Raw genomic sequence first — 4,117 nt, forward strand, 5'->3', positions numbered from 1 at the left:
CCCGAGATCGGCATGTTCATGGACTTGCCGTCGCCGCCCGTGACGCCCTTCATCGCCCAGAACATGTCGCCCAGGTCGAACAGGCCCATGTCCTTGTCAACGATCAGGGTGTCGAGGCCCGCGCTCATCGTCGGGTACAGCTTGAACGGGTTCAGGATCGTGCCCGGCGTCGCGGTCTGGCTCGCCAGCGCCGCGAGGAACTTCTGCTGGTTCTTCGTACGGTCGAGGTCGCTGCCCGCGAGGGCGTACCGCGTACGGACGAAGGCCAGAGCCTGCTCACCGTTGAGGGTCTGCTTGCCCGCCGTGAAGTTCGCGCCGGACTTCGTGTCCTTCATCCCGCCCTTGGGGATGGTCAGCTCCACGCCGCCGACGGCGTCCACGATGTTCGCGAAGCCGGCGAAGCCGATCTCCACGTAGTGGTCGATGCGCAGACCGGTGTTGAACTCGACCGTACGGACGAGGAGTTCGGGCCCGTCCGTCGCGTACGCCGCGTTCAGCTTGGTGTGCTTGCCCGTGCCCTTGTACGTCTTGCCGGACTCGGAGCCCACGAAGGTGGGGATCTCGACGTCCGAGTCACGGGGGAGGGAGATGAGCGTCGGACCGTTGTCACCGGTGTGCAGGATCATCATCGAGTCCGTGCGCTTGCCCTCGGCGGACCCGGTGTGGAGCGCCTTCTTCTCCTCGGCCGACATGCCCTCACGGCTGTCGGAGCCGACGATCAGATAGTTGGTGCCCTTGCCGCCGTCCGGCCGGTCGATGACCTTGGACAGGTCGACCTGGCGGTTCAGCTTGCCGTCGGCCCAGAAATACGTACCGACGGACACCACGACCAGCACCGTGACCACGGTGATCGCGGTCCACTTGATGCGCTTGCGCCAGTCCGGGGCGGAGCGGGGGCCACTCATCGAACCGGGCCCGCCCTGCCCACCGCCAGGTCCGCCGCCGCCCGGGGCGCCGCCGTAGACCTGGCCGGTGTTATATCCGCTGTCATAGCCGTTCCCGCTTCCGTTTCCGTACGGGTCCTGGCCCTGGCCACCGGCGTAGGGCTGCTGCTGCGGGACCCCGCCGCCGTACGGCGGGGCGCTCGGGTTCTGGCCGTACTGGCCGCCTTGGCCGCGCTGGACCTGCCGCATCACGCGCGCACCCTCGGGCTGTGCGTTCGCGCTGCCGCGTCCGTGCCGGTTGTTGCGGTTGTCGTCGGACCACGCGTCGGGCCAATCGTTCATGCCGACCAGTGTGCAGTGCCCGACTGTGCCCTTCACAAGGGTCGAGGGAAATTAGGAACAGTGCTGTTGCCAAGCTGACACAAATCGCCCAGGTGTACGCCGATCAACGGACCGCAAACGGGTGGGCGGGTGAGAAACCCGACCTGGCCTGCACCGAACTCGCCCGATTCACCGACACCCCACCTCGTCCCCCGTGCTCACCCCGAACTCCCCGACCCGAACCTTCCGCACCCCCCGGTAATCCGCCCCGACAGTCACCTTCAGCAGCGCCCCCTGCCCCCGCACCACCCGCAGCGAACTCCCCGGCAACGCCGTCGCGAGCGACTTCGCGGACCGGTCCCACCGGGGGTCGTACGCGATCACCGTCCGTGTCGCCGCTCCCCGCTCCCGCGCGTTCACCGGCACCCGGGTCGTCCGGAACCCGGTCGCGGCCAGCTCCCGGTCCACCTTCCGGCCGAGCCCCGACGTGAGTGTCCCGTTCTCGACCTGCACACGAATCTGCTGCGGCGCCACCTCGACCCGCACCGGCGCGCCCTTCTTGCCGCCGCCCCCACCCCTGCGTACCGCCAGCGGCTCGTCCTCGCGCAGGGCCCGGAACAGTCGGCCCGCCTTCTCGTCGTCCCACTTCAGCGTCGAACCGATGCCCTTGACGGCGAACCCCATCCGCCCGATCGGCACGGTCGTGAACTCGGACGACGAGGGGGAGAAATTCCGCATGGCCCGCCCGAGGTCGAGCAGCTCACCCGTGCCGAACTCCTTGTCCGCCCGCACCGACCCGAGGACCGCCCGTGTGATGTCCCGGAACTTCATCGGGTTCAGCAGCACCCCGGACGACGTGGACTGTGCGATCAGCGCCGCCATGAAGCGTTGCTGGCGCTGCATCCGGCCCAGGTCGGAGGACCCGTCGGCGTGCCGTGAACGGACGTACTGCAAAGCCTCCCCGCCGTTCAGCTCGTGCTTCCCGGCGGTCAGATCCAGCCCCGTGTAGGAGTCCTTCAGCGGTCGTGGCGTGCAGATCTCCACGCCGCCGAGCACGTCGACCGTCTTCATGAAGCTGGTGAAGTCGATCTCCAGGTAGTGGTCGATCTTCACGTGCGTCATGTTCTCCACCGTCTGCACGGTGAGGTTCGGGCCGCCCTCCGCGTACGCCGCGTTCAGCTTGATGACGTGTCCGCCGTGCCGGCGCCCGGTGGTCCGGTCGATGTGCGGGGGCGTCACCGCGTACGAGTCGCGCGGCAGGCTGACCACGCTCGCGCGCTCCCGGTCCTCCGAGATGTGCGCGATCATCATCGTGTCGGTGCAGTGGCAGGGCGCCCCGCCGAGCCGGTACTTCCGCCGCTCGGCCTCGCTGATCTTCTCCCGGCTGTCCGTGCCGACCAGCAGCACGTTCATACCGTGGCCGGCCCGCGGACGGTTCTTCATGTCCTTGAAGGGGTCGACCCGGGCGATGTCGGCGTCGAGGCTGGTGACCACCGCGTGCCCGATCCCGGCCGCGGCGAGCACCACGACGGACAGCGTCGTCACCGCCCGCATGGCCCAACGGGGCTTCTTGCGCCGTACGGGGGGACGCGGTCGCCCGGACGACGGCCGTGGCCGGCGCTGCGGGGAACCGGGGGAGCGGGGGGATGCGGGCATGGGGGGACACCTCCGCGAAGGCTGACCGGGGGGAGGGAAGGGAAAAGCAGAGGGAAGACGGGAGGAGCGAGGGGGGAGAGGAGAGGGCCGAACGTGGGATCCGTGAGCACCGTAGGCCCATACGATCTGCGGACCGGTTCGGCAAGCGGGCGGCGCGCGTCGGTGTCCCCCGTTCGCGGTAACGTGAGCCCCCTATGAACGCCAAGCCCGACGTGCAGCTGCCCGCCGTGTCCGTGATCATGCCCGTCCTCGACGAGGAGCGGCATCTGCGCGGAGCCGTCCAAGCGATCCTCGCCCAGGAGTACGCCGGCGAGATGGAGGTCGTCATCGCCCTCGGTCCGTCCACGGACCGCACGGACGAGATCGCCGCCGAGCTGGTACGGGAAACGGCCGACACGAACAAGCGCGTCCACACGGTCCCCAATCCGACCGGCCGTACGCCCGCCGCGCTGAACGCCGCGATTCTGGCCTCCCGCCACCCCGTCGTCGTACGCGTCGACGGGCACGGCATGCTCTCGCCCGACTACATCGCGACCGCCGTACGTCTCCTCGACGAGACCGGCGCGCAGAACGTCGGCGGGATCATGCACGCCGAGGGCGAGAACGCCTGGGAGCACGCGGTGGCCGCCGCGATGACCTCGAAGATCGGGGTCGGCAACGCCGCCTTCCACACGGGAGGCACGGCCGGACCCGCCGAGACCGTGTACCTCGGTGTCTTCCGGCGCGCCGCCCTGGAGCAACAGGGCGGCTACAACGTGGAGTTCATCCGCGCCCAGGACTGGGAGCTGAACTTCCGCATCCGTGAGGCGGGCGGCCTCATCTGGTTCTCGCCCGAGCTGCGGGTGTCGTACCGGCCGAGGCCCTCCGTGCGCGCGCTGGCCAAGCAGTACAAGGACTACGGCCGTTGGCGCCATGTCGTGGCCCGCTACCACGAGGGTTCCATCAACCTGCGCTACCTCGCCCCGCCCACCGCCGTGCTCGCGATAGCGGCGGGCGTGCTGCTGGGCGCCGTACTGACGCCGTGGGCCTTCCTGGTGCCCGGCGGCTACCTCGCGGCGATCACGGCGGGCTCGGTCCCGGCCGGCAAGGGACTCTCCCTGAAGGCCCGGCTGCAGATCCCCGTCGCCCTCGCCACCATGCACATGTGCTGGGGCTGGGGCTTCCTGACGAGCCCCAAGTCGCTTGCCAGGAAGGTGATCGCGGCCCGCCGGCCGGCGGTGCTGGACGGCGCGAACGCGTCCTGAACGACAACGGGG

General features: G+C 69.6%; 3 protein-coding genes. 1 reads left to right on the forward strand and 2 read right to left on the reverse strand.

Annotated elements, in window-relative coordinates:
• Together STRTUCAR8_RS23675 and STRTUCAR8_RS23680 are read right to left on the reverse strand one after the other, a co-directional pair.
• A partial coding sequence (locus STRTUCAR8_RS23675; protein ID WP_044472751.1) for an LCP family protein occupies positions 1–1,226 on the reverse strand: 1,226 nt, incomplete at its 3' end.
• A 168-nt stretch (positions 1,227–1,394) separates the two neighbouring features.
• Complete coding sequence (locus STRTUCAR8_RS23680; RefSeq protein ID WP_078507293.1) at positions 1,395–2,861, reverse strand: LCP family protein; 1,467 nt, start codon at positions 2,859–2,861, stop codon at positions 1,395–1,397.
• A gap of 194 nt (positions 2,862–3,055) precedes the next feature.
• Here STRTUCAR8_RS23680 and STRTUCAR8_RS23685 point away from each other — a divergent pair, with 194 nt between their 5' ends.
• Positions 3,056–4,105, forward strand: coding sequence for a glycosyltransferase family 2 protein (locus tag STRTUCAR8_RS23685; RefSeq protein ID WP_006378477.1), 1,050 nt, complete (start codon positions 3,056–3,058; stop codon positions 4,103–4,105).
• Positions 4,106–4,117 lie beyond the last annotated feature (12 nt).

It is taken from the genome of Streptomyces turgidiscabies Car8 (genome assembly GCF_000331005.1).
GTDB lineage: Bacteria > Actinomycetota > Actinomycetes > Streptomycetales > Streptomycetaceae > Streptomyces > Streptomyces turgidiscabies.